This is a genomic window from Hymenobacter algoricola (assembly GCF_039539525.1).
Lineage (GTDB): Bacteria > Bacteroidota > Bacteroidia > Cytophagales > Hymenobacteraceae > Hymenobacter > Hymenobacter algoricola.
The window spans coordinates 57555-73841 of record NZ_BAABDH010000015.1; the positions used below are offsets into that span (position 1 = coordinate 57555).

General features: G+C 62.9%; 11 protein-coding genes. 6 read left to right on the forward strand and 5 right to left on the reverse strand.

The features are described 5' to 3' along the window. Positions 1–101 precede the first annotated feature (101 nt). From mscL to ABD842_RS03690, 3 genes are all read left to right on the forward strand, one after another. Positions 102–524, forward strand: coding sequence for a large conductance mechanosensitive channel protein MscL (gene mscL / locus ABD842_RS03680; RefSeq protein ID WP_345110220.1), 423 nt, complete (start codon positions 102–104; stop codon positions 522–524). A gap of 77 nt (positions 525–601) precedes the next feature. Beyond that, positions 602–1579, forward strand: a complete 978-nt coding sequence (locus tag ABD842_RS03685) for a DUF3078 domain-containing protein (RefSeq protein WP_345110223.1) — start codon at positions 602–604, stop codon at positions 1577–1579. 101 nt (positions 1580–1680) lie between these two features. Continuing rightward, complete coding sequence (locus tag ABD842_RS03690) at positions 1681–2115, forward strand: hypothetical protein (protein ID WP_345110225.1); 435 nt, start codon at positions 1681–1683, stop codon at positions 2113–2115. A gap of 379 nt (positions 2116–2494) precedes the next feature. Here ABD842_RS03690 and ABD842_RS03695 read toward each other — a convergent pair whose 3' ends face one another. The 5 genes from ABD842_RS03695 to ABD842_RS03715 form a co-directional block, all read right to left on the reverse strand. Next, positions 2495–3310 (reverse strand): hypothetical protein, encoded by an 816-nt coding sequence (locus tag ABD842_RS03695; protein ID WP_345110228.1) that lies wholly within the window; start codon positions 3308–3310, stop codon positions 2495–2497. A 206-nt stretch (positions 3311–3516) separates the two neighbouring features. After that, positions 3517–6636 (reverse strand): translation initiation factor IF-2, encoded by a 3120-nt coding sequence (gene infB / locus ABD842_RS03700; RefSeq protein ID WP_345110231.1) that lies wholly within the window; start codon positions 6634–6636, stop codon positions 3517–3519. A 122-nt stretch (positions 6637–6758) separates the two neighbouring features. Beyond that, entirely contained in the window at positions 6759–8054 is a 1296-nt protein-coding gene (gene nusA / locus ABD842_RS03705; protein ID WP_345110234.1) for a transcription termination factor NusA, read from the reverse strand. A 130-nt stretch (positions 8055–8184) separates the two neighbouring features. Continuing rightward, positions 8185–8658 carry a ribosome maturation factor RimP gene (locus ABD842_RS03710; protein ID WP_345110236.1) on the reverse strand — a complete coding sequence of 158 codons (474 nt, stop codon included), beginning with the start codon at positions 8656–8658 and terminating at the stop codon, positions 8185–8187. Between the two features lie 120 nt (positions 8659–8778). Then, on the reverse strand, positions 8779–12243 hold the full coding sequence (locus ABD842_RS03715) for a DUF7948 domain-containing protein (RefSeq protein WP_345110239.1): 3465 nt from the start codon (positions 12241–12243) through the stop codon (positions 8779–8781). Between the two features lie 131 nt (positions 12244–12374). Here ABD842_RS03715 and ABD842_RS03720 point away from each other — a divergent pair, with 131 nt between their 5' ends. The 3 genes from ABD842_RS03720 (at position 12375) to ABD842_RS03730 (ending at position 16217) form a co-directional block, all read left to right on the forward strand. Beyond that, the gene (locus tag ABD842_RS03720) at positions 12375–13481 is read left to right on the forward strand and encodes an endonuclease/exonuclease/phosphatase family protein (RefSeq protein ID WP_345110241.1); all 1107 of its coding nucleotides are present in this window, start codon (positions 12375–12377) and stop codon (positions 13479–13481) included. A gap of 215 nt (positions 13482–13696) precedes the next feature. Continuing rightward, complete coding sequence (gene cysS / locus ABD842_RS03725; protein ID WP_345110244.1) at positions 13697–15199, forward strand: cysteine--tRNA ligase; 1503 nt, start codon at positions 13697–13699, stop codon at positions 15197–15199. After that, on the forward strand, positions 15189–16217 hold the full coding sequence (locus ABD842_RS03730) for a M28 family peptidase (RefSeq protein ID WP_345110247.1): 1029 nt from the start codon (positions 15189–15191) through the stop codon (positions 16215–16217). Before cysS ends, ABD842_RS03730 begins: the two co-directional genes overlap by 11 nt. Positions 16218–16287 lie beyond the last annotated feature (70 nt).

Sequence of the window (16287 nt, forward strand, 5' to 3'; positions counted from 1 at the left end):
GTTGAGCTACATTTACCCCGGGCGGCCGGAGTTGGTATTGGTAAGTTTCTATATTTACCCCCGTAATCCTTCTTTTTCTTCACTTTAATCAGCACTAGCGCATGGGATTTGCCTCGGAGTTCAAAGAGTTTGTTTCCAAGGGGAACGTGCTCGATCTGGCGGTCGGCGTCATTATTGGCGGTGCTTTTGGGAAAATAGTGACTTCCCTGACGGAAGACATCCTGCTGCCCATTATCGGGCTGGCCACCGGCGGCCTCGATTTCAAAAACTGGTTTTACGCCCTCGACGGCCAGAGCTACGACACCATTGAGAAGGCCAAGGCGGCCGGGGCGGCCACGCTCAACTTTGGCCTGTTTCTGAATGCCATCCTGTACTTCGTCATCATTGCCTTCTGCGTTTTTCTCATCGTCAAGTTTGCCAACCGCTTCAAGCGGCCCGCGGAAGTAGCCGTGGTGGCGGAACCGGGTCCTACCAAAGACCAGCTGCTGCTCATGGAAATCCGCGACGCGCTGAACCGCCGCTAATTGCCGCTGCCCGCTTACTTTAGCCGACCCAAGCTCTGACCGGAGCCCGGGCCGGCTTTCTTTTTCCTGCTCCCGCTATGCTATACCGCTACCATTTTTCCCGCCTGGGCCAAGTCCTGGGCTGGGTGCTCCTCGCCCTGAGCCTGCCGCTGGCCGCCCGCGCCCAGACCTCCGAAGCCTCGGCCGCCGCCCCCGACACCGTGCAGGGCTGGCGGCGCGGCGGTGTGGGCACGCTGAACCTAAGCCAGGTGAGCCTGACCAACTGGGCTCCGGGCGGGCAAAGCTCCTTGTCGGTGCTGGCCATCGGCAACGTGTTTGCCCACCACCGCCGCGGCGAGAATACCTTCGACACGTCCCTGGATCTGCTGTTTGGTACGCTCAAATCGGGGAAGGCCCGTATGCGCAAAAACGACGACAAGCTGGAGTTCAACGCCAAATACGGGCACCAGTTCACCAAAGTGCTGTACTACGCCGGCCAGGTCAACGTCAAAACCCAGCTTACGCCCACCAAGGCCATTGACCGGCCCGACTCGCTGCTGTCGGCCTTTTTCGCGCCGGCCTTCATTCTCACCTCCATCGGCATCGACTACAAGCCCAACGACCAGCTGTCGGTGTTTTTGTCGCCTGTCACCGGCAAGTTTACCGTGGTAGCCAGCCAGACCCTGGCCGACGCCGGCGCTTTCGGCGTGGAAGCCGCCGACCGGACCGCCGACGGCCGTATCGTTGCGGGCACGGGCCAGCGGTTCCGCAAAGAGCTAGGGGCCTACCTGAACGTGAAGTACCGCAAGCCGCTGTGGGAAAACGTGGTGTTTCAAACCAAGCTGGACCTGTTCAGCAACTACCTGCACAACCCCGATAACATCGACGTAAACTGGGAAACGTTGATCAGCTTCAAGGTGAACAAGTTTATCAGCAGCAGCATTACCACCAACCTCGTGTACGACGACGACGTACTGGTACCCCTGGATCAGAATGAAGACGGCGTGCCCGACAGCCGCGGCCGGCGCATTCAGTTCAAAGAAACCCTGGGTATCGGGCTGACCTACAAGTTTTAAGGAATTGAACTATCTTTGTCGCCCACCGGTTTTTCGGCCAACTCTGCCAGGCCTCACCCGGGCCGGCGCCTTTCCACCCGCTTTCTACCACACCTCTTCGCATGAAAAAGCTGATTGCCGCTACGCTTCTGGCCGCCACGGGACTGTTGGCCCACCAGGCCCACGCCCAAGCCACCGGGCGTCCCGACTCCGAGCAGGCGCAGAAAGCGGCGCGCAAGTCGCGCAAGGCCTCCGGCGAGGATATTGCCCGCATGCAGCAGCGCATGAGCATGAACCCCAATGAAGCAAAGCGCGACCAGCAGCTGGAAGTGCTGGAAGCCCGCGCCGGGGGCGGCACGGCCAACACCAGCTTCGGCCGCTCGTCGGGCCCGGCCCGCCAGATGGAAAAGGGCAGCGGCGGCTTTAGCGTACTCAAGTTTAAGGACAAGCGCGGCACTGCCCAGCAGAAGCGTGGCGTAAGCCGCCGGGCCGGGGGCATCGACCCCAAAGGCCAGCCGCTGAATCACAAAAAGAAGAAGCACTTCCTGTTTTTCTAACCGAAACCAGGCCATAAAAAAGCCCCGAAGCAGAGCTTCGGGGCTTTTTGCGTCTTTAGTACTCCAAGGCCACCGTTCGCCCTCGGCTGTACTAAAGAAGGAGGCTGCTGGCTGGCCGGTATGGGCAGCCAGCGTATTGAGGGGAAGGAAGTCAACATCCGGAAGCGGGTGCTCCCGGATGTTGGCTCACCAGTCGTAGCCAGGAGAGTAGCGGGGCAATGAGCGCCTTCTGCCTCAGGCCGCTACGGGGGCGTTTGGGCTTGCCTGGACTTGTTCGCAGGAACCCAGCAGGACCAGAGCCAGCACGCCTGAAGCCGGAAAGAGGACTGATTTCAGCATGACAAACTCAGAAATAAGTGAGCAAACCACTTGGGGCATCCTAGAACCGGGCCGTGAGGCCAAGCTTCAGGTAGCTCATGTCATAGCCGACCTCGGTGAAGGCGCCAAGGTTGTCGGTCAGGAAGTAGCGGGCGCCCACAAACACGCCGGGCATCACGTGGACGGAGTTGGCGGTATACCCTTGCGTAGTGGGGGAGCTGTCGTAAAACGTATCCTTCCATGTCTGCACCCGCACCCCCATGCTTACGCCGCCGTAGGTATCCAGCTTGGGGTGTTGGAGCAGGTTGTAGTGATACGTGCCCCGCACGGATACCAGCACGTTGGTCCAGGTAGCTTTGTAGTTGCCGGTGCCATAGTTGTAGTGGTACGCTTTGTACCCGATCAGGCCCCCGATACCAATCGTGCCCGGTCCCACCCCGTCAAGCACGCCCCGCTCTGCCGACACGCTCAGGGCAGGCGTCGATTTGAGCGTGCCGTAGTAGCCGGCATAGCCCAGCCCCAGTCCTACTCCCAGGTTAACCATCGTGGTGCCTTTCTCAAACAGCTCTCCGGTGGCATTGGGCACTACCGGGGCAGCCGCAACCTGCGGGGTCGCTGAAGCCGGCTCAGCCGCCCCGCGGGAGGGAGCAGGGGCCGCTTGCGGCGCGGGCGTAACCGGGCGGACGGGAGCAGGCCTGGCCGCGGCGCGGCTGGCAAGAGCCGGGGTAGTGTTGGCTTTAACAGTGGTATTCTTGGGCACACCGACAGTTTTGGTAGGACCTGAACTGGTAGCCGGGCGGCGGATAGCGGTTTGGGCCAGGGCCGGCATACTTGCTACGACCGTTATCAGAAACAGGGAGGAGGTAAGGGTTTTCATAGCGGGAAGGAGGGAGCAGCTAAGAGTTTATTCAAGGAGTGTAATTTGTTCCTGAATTGATGCAAATTACGGCGCACGGCCGCGAAGGGCAATAACATGATGATGTGACAACGCCAAAAGACCCGAAAACCGTCTGGACCGGCCAGCAAAAAGCCCCGGCCAGTGCTGGCCGGGGCTTCCCGTACTTATCGAATGGCGTGCGCTGCTTACAGCGTCCGCTTCACTTCTTTCTCTTCGAAGCCCTCAATGTTGTCACCTTCCTGCAACTCGTTGAAGCCTTTCACCGAAATACCGCACTCGTAACCCTGGCGTACTTCCGACACGTCGTCTTTGTAGCGCTTCAGGTCCTGGATTTCGCCCGAGTACACTACGATGCCGTTGCGCACCACCCGCACGCGGGTCCGGCGGGTGAAGCTGCCTTCCGTCACCATACAGCCGGCAATGGTACCGACCTTGGTGATGTTGAAGACCTGCCGCACCTCGGCGTTGGCCACCACGATTTCCTGCACCGTCGGGGCCAGCATGCCTTCCATGGCATCCTTCACCTCGTTGATGGCATTGTAGATAATCGAGTAGAGGCGGATGTCAATCTGCTCCTGCTCGGCCAGCTTGCGGGCACTCTGCGAGGGCCGCACCTGGAAGCCGATGATGATGGCGTCGGAAGCCGAAGCCAGCAAGACGTCGGATTCGGAGATGGCACCCACACCTTTGGCGAGGATGTTCACCTTCACCTCCGGCGTGCTCAGCTTGAGCAGCGAGTCAGAGAGAGCTTCCACCGAGCCGTCCACGTCACCTTTTACAATCACGTTAAGCTCCTTGAACGAGCCGATGGCCAGACGGCGACCAATCTCGTCCAGGGTGATGTGCTTCTTGGTCCGCATGCTCTGCTCACGCGAGAGCTGCTGACGCTGGGTAGCCAGTTCCCGGGCTTCGCGCTCGGTTTCCATCACCTGGATTTTGTCGCCGGCCTGCGGCGCGCCGGTCAGACCGAGCACCTGTACCGGCGTGGCCGGACCAGCCTGCTTCATCTTCTTGCCGCGGTGGTCGGTCATGGCCTTCACGCGGCCGTAGTGCGGCCCCGCCAGTACCACGTCGCCCACTTTCAGCGTGCCGGTCTGCACCAGTACCGTCGTGACGTAGCCGCGGCCTTTGTCCAGCATGGCTTCGATAACGGTACCCACGGCGTTGCGGTCGGGGTTGGCTTTGAGTTCGAGCAGTTCGGCTTCGAGCAGTACCTTTTCCAGCAAGTCCTCGATGCCGAGGCCCGACTTGGCCGATACTTCCTGCGACTGGTACTTGCCGCCCCACTCTTCCACCAGGATATTCATCGCCGACAGCTCCTCACGGATCTTATCGGAGTTGGCCCCCGGCTTGTCAATCTTGTTCATCGCAATAACGATGGGCACACCCGCCGCTTGCGCGTGGTTGATGGCTTCCCGGGTCTGCGGCATCACGGAGTCGTCGGCCGCAATGACGATGATGGCAATGTCAGTGACTTTGGCACCGCGGGCCCGCATGGCCGTAAAGGCTTCGTGACCCGGCGTATCGAGGAACGTAACCCGCTTGTTGGAAGCCGTCATTACGTCGTAGGCCCCAATGTGCTGGGTGATACCGCCGGCTTCGCCTTTGGCTACCGTGGCGTTCCGGATGTAGTCAAGCAGGGAGGTCTTGCCGTGGTCGACGTGGCCCATGATGGTCACAATCGGAGCGCGGGAAACCAGGTCTTCCTCGTTTTCTTCAATAGTAACGTCGCCTTCCTCTTCCTCCGCCGACAGGAACTCCACGTCGTAGCCGAACTCGTCGGCCACTACCGTAATAGCTTCTGCATCGAGACGCTGGTTGATGGAGATGAACATGCCCATGTTCAGACACACCTTGATGACTTCGTTCACCGAGACGTCCATCAGCGAAGCCAGATCATTGGCCGAGATGAACTCGGTTACTTTTAGAATCTTGGCGTCCAGCTCGTTCTGAGCGCGCTGGGCTTCCCGATCCTCCGCCCCACCGGCCCGCTTGTCGCGGCGGTATTTCGCACGGTTGTTATTGTTGCCACCGCGGCCGCCGCTGAGCTTGGCCAGCGTCGCCTTGATCTGCTCCTGAATCTGCTTGTCGTTCTGCTCGGGCGTATTGGCAGCACCGGGCGAGCCAGGGCCGATGGTCGGCCGCAAGGTGCTCGGGGGCCGCTGGCCCGGACCCGTGCGCGGACCCTGACCGGGGCCGCCGGGGCGCTGGCCGGGACCACCGGCGGGGCGGTTGCCCTGGTAGCCACCGCCAGTACCCGGTTGGGTGCCAGCGCCGGGCGTGGTGATAGCGCCGGCAGGACCGGGGATGCGCTGACGTTTCTTCTTGTCGGGACTCAGGCCGCTCTTGCGAACATCGGACGAAGCCACCGGACGAGCCCCGCGGCCCCCGCGGCGCGAGGAATCCATCGGCAGCTCGATCTTGCCGAGAACTGTGAGGCCTTTCAGCTGGTCGGCCTTGGCCACAATGGTTCCGGCATCCTCGCCACCTTCAGCCGCGGAGGCGTCGGGGGCCACCGGAGCCGTCGTGGCACTAGGAGCTACCGGAGCAGCAGGTGGGCTGGCCACCGCAGCCGGAGCGGCGGCGGGAGCCGGCACCGCCGGTACTTCTGCCGCAGGGGCAGCCGGCTTGGCTACCGGAGCAGCCTCTGCCGGCGTAGCCTGGGGCGCCGGAGCAACTTCGGCAGCTGGGGCAGGGGCCGCAACTGGCGCGGCGGGCTTGACTTCCGCAACGGGAGCTGGCGCGGGCTTCGGGGCAGGAGCCACGGCCGGCGCAGCAGCAGCAGCCACTGGAGCGGCGGCAACCGGAGCCGGGGCTGGCTTCGGAGCTACCGGCCGGCCTTTGGCGTCCAGCTCGATGCGGCCCAGCACTTTCAGGCCCGGTACCTTGGGCGCTTCCGTGGCGGGAGCCACCGGAGCCGGCGTGGGCTCTGGTTTGGCTTCAGCCACGGGGGCCGGCGCTACCGGTTGCGGCACTGCCGCAGCCTGAGGGGCTTCCACCGGCTTGGGGGCCGGCGCTGGCACAGGAGCCGCGGGCTTGGGAGCTGCGGGCTCAACCCGGGGCGCGGGGGCCGCTTCCAACTCCGTCTGGCGCTTGGCCTGCGTGAGCTTGGTCGCTTCCATCTTGTCCTGGGCCGAGGAGGCAAACTCCTTTTCCAGCATGCCCACCTGTTCGGCAGTCAGCTTCGTGGTAGGTTTGTTTTCTACCTGATGCCCTTTCTTGGCCAAGGTTTCAACAACCGTAGCCATTCCAATATTCAGGTCTTTGGCTGCCTGCTGGAGCCGTTTAGGTGCTGCTTCCGCCATTCTATGCTCGCGAACGATACTCTTATTCAGATACAAAGGTACTACATTAAATCTTGCCAGCCGGCGCTAAATCACGCCAGGTAGCATGATTCAGCGCCCTTGCCGTACCGGCCGCCGCGCATTCATTGCGCGTCGCCGGAGTTTGGTGCTTCTTCTTCGGTTTCGGCCTCCGGATCGGCATCATCGAATTCGTTGCGAATGATGCGGAACACGTCCTCTACGGTGACGTCCTCCAGTTCCGTGCGGCGCACGATGTCTTCCTTGCTCACGGCCAAAACGGCGCGGCCGGTGTCGAGACCGATTTTCTTGAGCTCTTCCAATACCCAGGGCTCGATTTCGTCCTGGAATTCGTCGAGCGCAATATCCTCGTCGTAGTCGCCGGCTTCGCGGAACACGTCGATTTCCATGCCTACCAACCGGCTGGCCAACTTAATGTTGGCACCGCCGCGGCCGATAGCCAGGCTCACCTGATCGGGTTTGAGGAACACGGAAACCCGGCCGGTTTGTTCATTAATGCGCATCGAGCCGATTTTGGCCGGCGACAAAGCGCGCTGAATGTACAGCTCCAGGTTGTCGGTGTAGTTGATGACGTCGATGTTCTCGTTTTCCAGCTCCCGTACCACGGCGTGAATCCGCGAGCCTTTCATGCCGACGCAGGCCCCCACGGGGTCAATCCGGTCGTCGTAGCTTTCTACGGCCACCTTGGCCCGTTCGCCCGGCTCGCGCACGATGTTCTTGATGGTGATCAGGCCATCGTAGATTTCGGGTACTTCCAGCTCAAACAGCCGCTCCAGGAATGCCGGAGCCGCACGCGAGAGGATAATCTTGGGCGTGCCGTTGATGATTTCGACGCGGTGGACTACGGCGCGCACGGTGTCGCCCTTGCGGTAGCGGTCCTTCGGAATCTGCTCCGCTTTCGGCAGCACCAGCTCGTTTTCTTCCTTGTCCAGAATCAGCGCCTCGCGGCTCCACACCTGGTACACTTCCCCGGTCACGATTTCGCCGACCTGGTCTTTGTACTGCTGGTAGAGGTTGTCGCGCTCCAAGTCCTTCACGCGCTGAATCAGCGTCTGGCGGGCCATGAGCACGGCGCGGCGGCCGAAATCTTCCAGCTTCACTTCCTCGGCTACCTGCTCGCCTACCTCAAAGTCAGCCTCGATCTTCTGGGCCTCGGTCAGCGGAATCTTGTCGAAATCCCAGATGTCCTCGGAGTCGTCGTCCACGATTTCGCGGTTGCGCCAGATTTCCAGGTCGCCTTTGTCCACGTTCAGAATCACGTCGAAGTTCTCGTCCGTCGTGTACTTTTTGCGGATCATCGTGCGGAACACGTCCTCCAGGATGCTCATCATCGTGGGGCGGTCAATGTTCTTGGATCTAGCGAACTCGGCGAACGATTCGATTAAGACGTTGCTGTTCATAGTAGTTGAGCTATTAGCCGGAGGTTGGCCTGTTGGGGTGTAACGTGCACCGCAAGGCCGGCGCCGCAGCCGGGGAGGTAGATTGATTGCAAACGAAGGCCAACGACTTTGCCGGAAGTTGACCGGTACCTTATTTAAACGAAATAACTACCCGGGCTTCCTTGATGGTATCGAACGGCACGAGGACGGCGGGCAGAATGCTCTTTTTGGTTTTCACCTTTACTTCTTCGGCCAGCTGAATGCCTTCGGCTTCCACGGCTTCCATAGCGCCGGTCTTCTCGGTGCCATCGGTCAGGGTGAGCTTGAGCGTGCGGCCCACGTGGCGGGCATACTGCCGCGGGTCGCTCAGGGGTTGGTCGGCGCCGGGGGAAGTGACTTCCAGCGTGTAGCTGGCTTCCTCCCCGTAGGCCTCATCGATGCGGTGGGCCAGCCGGCGGCTTACTTTCACGCACAGATCAATGCCCAGCCCTTCTTCGCCATCCAGGATAGCCGTGACTTTGGGCCGGATGGCCGAGTCGGAAATGGTGAGGTCGATGACGAATACGCTCAGGTCAGAGATACTGTCCTGGAGCATTTCGGCAAGGCGGGCGCGGTCGAATTTCATTGAAGTTGAACTGGGTGGCAAAAGAAAGGGGGGACAGTGCGTCCCCCCTTCCGTGTCAATTGCTTGGCGCAAAGATAGGGTAAAATCCGGCGGCGCGCAAGTAGAGGCCCCACGCCGGGCCTACAGCTCGCGCTTTACCTCCACCCAGCCCTTGGCTTTGCGGCCCTCGGTATCGACCAGGAAATAATAGTAGATGCCGTCGGGCAGGTTCTCGCCGCGCCAGTTGTTGCGGTAGCTGGCGGTTTCGTAGAGCTTGGTGCCCCAGCGGTTGAAAATCTGGAGCCTGGCGGGCAGGCAGCTGAAGCGCGGCCGGAACGCCTCGTTGAGCGAGTCGCCGTTGGGCGTGATGATGTTCGGCACGAAAACCTCCCCGACCGAAACGGGCAGGAAGGACGTTACCACCAGGCAGTTGGCGTAGCGGGCCGTCAGGCGGACCTGGTAGTTGCCGGGCTCGGTGAAAACGTGGGTCGGGCCGGCCTCGGTGGAGGTGGCGCCGTCGCCGAAGGTCCAGAGGTAGGTGCCGCCGGCCAAAACCGCCTCGAAGGTGCAGGTGAAGGGTGCCAGGCCGGCGTACTCCCGGGCCGACTGGCATTCGGGCACGTTCAGGGGGGCGTTGGCCGTGGGCGTGGGAGCCAGCACCACTTGCCGCAGGTCGGAGTTGGTGCAGCCGTTTTCGGTGACGGCGTAGCGCAGCGTCAGGATGGCCCCTTTATTATTGGTGTTGGGCGGCGTAAACAATCCGGCCGCCGTCACGCCCGGTCCGCTCCAGATGCCCCCGCCCGGCTTGGCCCCCTGCAGCTGAAAGGGCTGAAACTGGTCGGAGCAGAGCGTGGTGTCGGGGCCGGCGGTGATGTCGGGCAGCTTTTTGACGATGACGCTCTGGGCGGCGGACGTGCAGCTCACCGTGTCGTTGAGGGTGTAGAGCAGCGTGAAGGTGCCCGCGCCCGTGGTGGCCGGGTTGAAGCGGTTGCCCGAAACGCCGGGTCCGCTGAACGTGCCGCCCGGCGGGGAAGCCGCCAGCGTAATGGCCGCCCCATCAAGGCAGAGCGAGGGCAGCGGGGCAAAGGAAGCGGGGACATTCGGCGTCACGGTCATGCGCAGCGGGCGGCTGCTGAGGCAGGTGCCGGCAACGGGGACGGTGTAGGTCAGGATATTGGCGCCCAGCAGCGCCGGCGAAGGCGTGAACTGGAAGCCGCCGCCGGCCCGCACGGATACGCCCGGGCCCGCCCAGGTGCCGCCGGCCGGAGTGCCGCCAAGGACAACAGGCGTGGCGCTGACGCACACGTAGCGGTTGGGGCCGGGGTCGGCCAGGGCTTTGCCGAAGTCCATCTTGAAGGCGGCGTTGTTGCAGTTGCTGCTGTTGTTTTGGGTGGAATAGGTGTTGACCCCCGCCAGAATGGGGAAAGCCGAGGAGCTGCCGCAGCCGGCGCACACGGCCTGGTAGACGATACCGCGCTTGTCGAACCGGGACGTGCCGCCGTCGACATGCTCGCCGCGGCCGCCGTTTTCCCCGAAAAAGGAGGCGTACTCCAGCCCCTGCATGCCCGGCGTGAACTGGGCCAGGTAAAAGTCGGAGCCGTCGGAAGTGCGCTGGATAGCGTTGTTCGTGACCGGGAAAGAGGCAATGCTTTGCTTGTCGTAGTTGACCACGCCGCCCCAGCCGCAGACGTAGATTCGCTCACAGTCATCGACCAGGAAAGCGGTGGGCGAAATATGCGGCCCGAACCCGCCTGCCGCCCCGACGCCGAAGGTAGTGGAGTACACGCCCGCCGCTAGCGTGGGCGTGAGCTTCTGGATAAACTGCCGGGCATTGGGCGTATTGTACAGGCCTAGCGTGACGGGGTAGGTGCCATCCGTTTGGCCCAGCAGGTACACGTTGCTGGCCGCGTCGAGCTGCAGAAAGTACGCCTGATCCAGTGCCGAGGTACCGATATAGGACGACTGCAGCAGCGTGTTGCCGGTGGCGCTGAGGTGCGCTACGAAGCCGTCGGTGCCGCCGTTGGTGTTCGGGCGGAAGCTGCCGGCGGTGGTAGGAAAGTCGGTGCCCTGGGTGCCGCCGCACACGTACACCGTGCGGGCCGCATCAAGCTGGATGGAATAGGCTGCGTCGTGGCCGTTGCTGCCCAGCAGGGTGCTCCAGATCAGGGTGCGCAGGTCGGCCGACAGCTTGCAGACCACGGCATCATTGCCGGCTTTATGGACGGTCTGGAAGCCGTTGGGCACCGGGAAGTCGTTGCTGCTGCTGGAAGAGGCCAGGTAGATGTTGCCGCTGCCGTCGGTGATGACGTCGCCGCGGAACTGGTCGCCGTAGTTCTGCACCAGGCCCCCGCCGGTTTGGGGCGTGGTGCCCTGCCTGAGGCCATCGTTGCCGGTGCCGCCCAGAAAAGTAGAAGCCACCAGGGCCGAGCCGTCGGCTTTGAGCTTGGTAATAACCAGGTCGCTGCCCACCGGGTAATCGATGCCGCCCAGCGGCTCAAAGCCGATTCCCCCGTTGAACGTGCGGTCGTAGGCGGTGCTGGTAACCGGGTAGTTGGCCGAGCCGGTTGAGCCCAGAATCACCAGCTCCCCCTGCGAATTCACCACCAGGCTGTGCGGGCAGTCGGCGCTGCTGCCGCCCACGTAGGTGGCGTACAGCCGGGCCGCGGAGCCGGTGACGGCGGTATTGTACTTGATAATGGCAATGTCGACGTTGCCGTTGTAGCTCAGGTCGAAGGCGCCAACGCTGACGGGGAAGCCCGGCTCCAGGGCCACGCCGCCGGAATACATGTTGCCCTGCGGATCATAGGTGGCCGTAAAGCCCCAGTTGTCGCCGGACGAGCCGGTAAACGAGGAGAAGATGACGGTCGGGTCGATAAGCAGGGGCTGGCGGTGGTTGTAGCGGCCCAGGCGGAAGGAAACGGTGGTGCCGTTCAGCTCGAAGGCGCAGGCTACCGGCACGCGCTGGTTGCCGCGCTGCTGCCAGGCGCGCGGGGCCTGCTCGGTCACCAGTCCCACCGAGGTGCTGATGAGCAGGTTGCCATCCTTAAGCAGCACCTTCTCGGCCCCCGCGTAGCGCAGACGAATCTGGTCGGGGCGCGCCCCGGGCTGCACCGTGAAGTCGTACTCCAGCTGCTGGGTGGCATTCTCGTAGAGGTGCACGCCGATGCCCGGGTACACCTCGGAGTAGCGCAGCTGCCGGAAGCCGCGCACGTGGCTGGCCCAGCGGGCCGGGTCGTTGCCGCGGAAGTAGTTGCGCTGCTCGGTGGTGGGCTGCTCAGCGCTGATGGCCGGGGTAGCGCTGCCGCCCTCAAACGTGACGGAGTACGCGTGGGCGGGCAGCTTGTCGGTAGCCCCGGGGCTGTGGTCGTGGTGGGCCCGCAGCGCCGCCGGACTTATAAAGGAGTAGGTGAAGCCCGCCGGGGTGACGAACAGCCGACCCGCGGGCAGCGCCGCCGCGTACCGCACCCGGGCATCCCACTGGCCCTTGTTTTCAACGAATTCCAGGCTGGCGGCCGGCGTTTCGGATGGACGCGGCGCGGCCGCCGGGCGCAGGGCCGCCAGCAGCAGGGGCAGCAGCAGATAATAGCGGATGGTAGAAAGTAGCATGCTATAGAGGAAAAGACGACAGGCAAGTTACAACGAAAGATGTTGGGTTACCTGGCCCCAAAATCAGCCAACCCCGCATTCCAGCCGTAAGTTCTACCTTTGCCCGGCTCTTCCACCCCGGGCCTTTCGCCGTGCGTCGTTCCTTTGCTTTTAAGTGTACTCTGCTCGTTATCGGGTGGCTGCTGGTCGCCATTGCCAGCGCGCAGATTCCGGCGCGCACGTTCTGGCCGGCCTCCTTTGTGGCGCTGACGCTGCCCGTGGCCCTGGGGCTGAACCTGGCCGCGGCCCTGTACTGGCTGCTGCGCAACTGGCGGGTGGCCGCTGTGCCCATCATCGTGGCCGTGCTCACCTGGCCGCACTTCCAGCGCGGGCTGGCCCTGCACCCGCTGCACTCGGCCCCGGCCGCCGACCTGCCCGGGCAGCGCGTGCGGCTGCTCAGCGCCAACGTGCGCATCTTCAACGTGTACCCGCAGCTGCACGCCGACAACCCGCAGTCGCCGGACAAGATGATCCGGTGGATTGCCGCCAACCCGGCCGACATCATCTGCCTGCAGGAGTTCTACAATGAGCCCCGCAAGTCGAAGCTGGATAAGAATGTGATGAGCTCGGTGGAGCGTATCGGGCGGCAGACGGGGCGGCAGGTGTTCGTGTCCAAAACGCTGACCAACTGGATGGGGGGCGAGTTCGGCATGGCCATCTTCTCGCGCTACCCCATCGTGCGGCGCGGCACCATCAGCTTCGACAAGCTCAGCCAGAACCACGCCATGTACGCCGACCTGAAGCTGCCCGGCGGCGACACGGTGCGGGTGTTCAACTTCCACCTGCAGAGCATGAGCATGGAGGAAAAGGACATTGTGGACAGCTACTCGAGCAAGGCGGGCCTGCGGGCCAAAGGGCTGGGGCTGATGCGGCGCTACAAGCGCGGCCTTGTGGCGCGCAGCGTGCAGATCGATACGCTGATGCGGCGCTTTGACAAGTCGCCGTACCCGCTGCTGCTCTGCGCCGACCTCAACGACCTGCCCTACAGCTACAGCTACGACCAGTTGGCCGACCACTTCCAGAATGCCTGGGCCACGGTGGGCACCGGCGTGGGGGCCACCTACAACGGCCGCCTGCCCTTCGTGCGCATCGACAACCAGTTCGCGGGCCCGCAGTGGATTGTGGACGATTTCAAAGTCCACTACGAAATAGGTTACTCCGACCATTTCCCGACCTCGGCCGTGTACCGGCTGCGCTAGCGCCGGCGGATAATTTTTGCCGGGGCTAGTGCAGCCGGCCAATGGGATGTACTGCTAATGGAACTTTATATACTCCCGCAACCATGTTTTGTACTCACAGAGTACTGCCTTTGACTGAATCGGGACAATAAGCGACTATATAGCGTTTCATACAGGCCAAATCGGCGGGCGCATACCGGCGCCCGCCGCCCGCTAAATCTTTCTACTTTTGCTCCATGCAGCACCCGCTTTCCCTCTACAATACCCTTACGCGTCGCAAAGAGCCCTTCACGCCCGTCCAAGCGCCGTTTGCCGGCGTCTACCTCTGCGGCCCGACGGTTTATAGCGAGGCCCACATCGGCAACGCCCGGGGCCCGGTGGTATTCGACGTGCTGACGCGCTACCTGCGCCACCTGGGCTACACCGTGCGCTACGTGCGCAACATCACCGACGTGGGCCACCTGGAAAGCGACGCCGACGAGGGCGAGGACAAGATGGCCAAGGCCGCCCGCGTCCGCCACCTCGAGCCCATGCAGATAGCGGAGCAGTTTGCCAACCTCTACCAGCGCCACATCGAAGTGCTGGGCTGCCTGCCACCCGACATTCAGCCCCGGGCCACCGGCCACATCACCGAGCAGATTCAGCTGATTGAGGAAATCCTGGCCAACGGCTTCGCCTACGAAGTCAATGGCTCGGTGTACTTCGACGTGCCCGCTTACAACGCCGCGGGCCGGGCCTACGGCAAGCTTTCCAACCGGGTGGTGGAGGAGCTGCTGACCGGCTCCCGCGACAACCTGGCCGGGCAGGACGAGAAACGCTCCCCGGTAGATTTTGCCCTCTGGAAAAAGGCCGCGCCCGAGCACCTGATGCACTGGCCCTCGCCCTGGGGCGAAGGATTTCCGGGCTGGCACCTGGAGTGCTCGGCCATGAGCCGTAAGTACCTGGGGCAGCTGTCCGACATTCACGGCGGCGGACTGGACCTGATGTTTCCCCACCACGAGTGCGAAATAGCCCAGAGCCAGGGCAGCCACAGCCATTCCGATGAGGCCCGCATCTGGATGCACCACAACATGATAACGGTGAACGGGACCAAGATGAGCAAGTCTACCGGCAACTTCATCACCATCTCCGAGCTGTTTGAGGGCACCAACAAGACTCTCTCGCAGGGCTACTCGCCGATGGTGGCGCGCTTCTTTCTGCTGCAGGCCCACTACCGCAGCCCCATCGACATTTCCGACGACGCGCTGCAGGCCGCCCGCAAAGGCTACCGCAAGCTGATGAACGGCCTGCGCCTGCTCGACAAGCTGCGCCTGCCCGAAGGCACCGAGCAGGCTGCCGATACCAGCGCCGCCGACGCGGAGCTGCGCAAGCTCGTAGCCGACGTATTCGCGGGCCTCAACGATGACCTGAACACGGCCAAGGCCATGGCCAGCCTGTTTAACCTGCTGCGCAAGTTCAACGGCTTCTTTGCCAACCTGACTTTGCTGGCCGCCGTGAGCCCGACTGCCCTGGCCGAAGCCACTACCGCCTACCGCACGCTGGTGGTGGACGTGCTGGGCCTGGCCGACGAGCCCCGGGCCAACGCCGAAGACCTGCTGGCCCTCACCCTGGAGTTTTATCAGGAAGCCAAAACGGCCAAGGCCTACGACAAAGTAGACCAGATCCGGGCCGCCCTCAAGGGGCAGGGCATTATTATCAAAGACCTTAAAACCGGCATCGACTGGGCGTATGAAGAATAACCGGATCTGGCTGGCCTCCGCGCTGGCTGCCCTGCTGCTGGCCACCGGCTGCGGCGACGATACAACCAAGACGGCCGACACGCCCGATACCTCCGCTGCGGAGGAAGCCAAGCTGCCCGTGGCCCCGGCCTTCAGCGCCGACTCGGCCTACGCCTACACGGCCAGGCAGGTGGCTTTCGGGCCCCGCGTGCCCAACTCCAGGGCCCACGTAGCCACCGGCGACTGGGTGATTCAGAAGTTCAAAAGCTTCGGGCTGAGCGTGCAGGAGCAGCCGTTTGAGGCCATGGCCTTCGATGGCAAGCTGCTGCGCTCCCGCAACATCTTGGCCCGGTTTGCACCCACCGCGGCCCGCCGCATTGCCATCTTCACCCACTGGGATACCCGCCCGTTCGGCGACAAGGACCCCGTGCGCAAGAACGCGCCCATCGACGGCGCCTGCGACGGGGCCAGCGGCGTGGGCGTGGCCCTGGAAATGGCCCGCCTGCTGGCTCTGCAGCCCGACAGCCTGCAGCCCGCCGTCGGCGTCGACTTCATCCTGTTTGATGCCGAGGACTACGGCTACGATTCCTCGACCCAGGGTGAGCTGACCAACCAGCTGGCTGCCCAGGGCAAGGAAAGCTGGTGCCTGGGCTCGCAGTACTGGGCCGCGCACATGCTGCCCGCCAACTACAAGCCCAGCTACGGCATTCTGCTGGATATGGTGGGAGCCAAGGGCGCCCGGTTCAGCCGTGAGGGCCAGTCGCGCGAAAGTGCCCGCGACGTGGTGGATAAAGTGTGGAACACGGCCTCCCAGATCGGCTATTCCGACTACTTCATCTTCCAGGACAGCCCCGGCATCGACGACGACCACGTGTACACCAACCGGGCCGGGGTGCGCACCATCGACATCATCGACTTTTCGCCCGCCGGCGAGTTTCCCGCCTACCACCACACCACCCAGGACAACATGAGCGTCATCGACAAACGCACGCTCAAAGCCGTGGGCCAGACGGTGCTGCAGACGATTTACGGCGAGTAACTAACAGTCCGGTTTTTTGCTCTTTAGTCCTGCTTCGATAATTTAAAACACTGCTTGCCAGGCGCAGGCA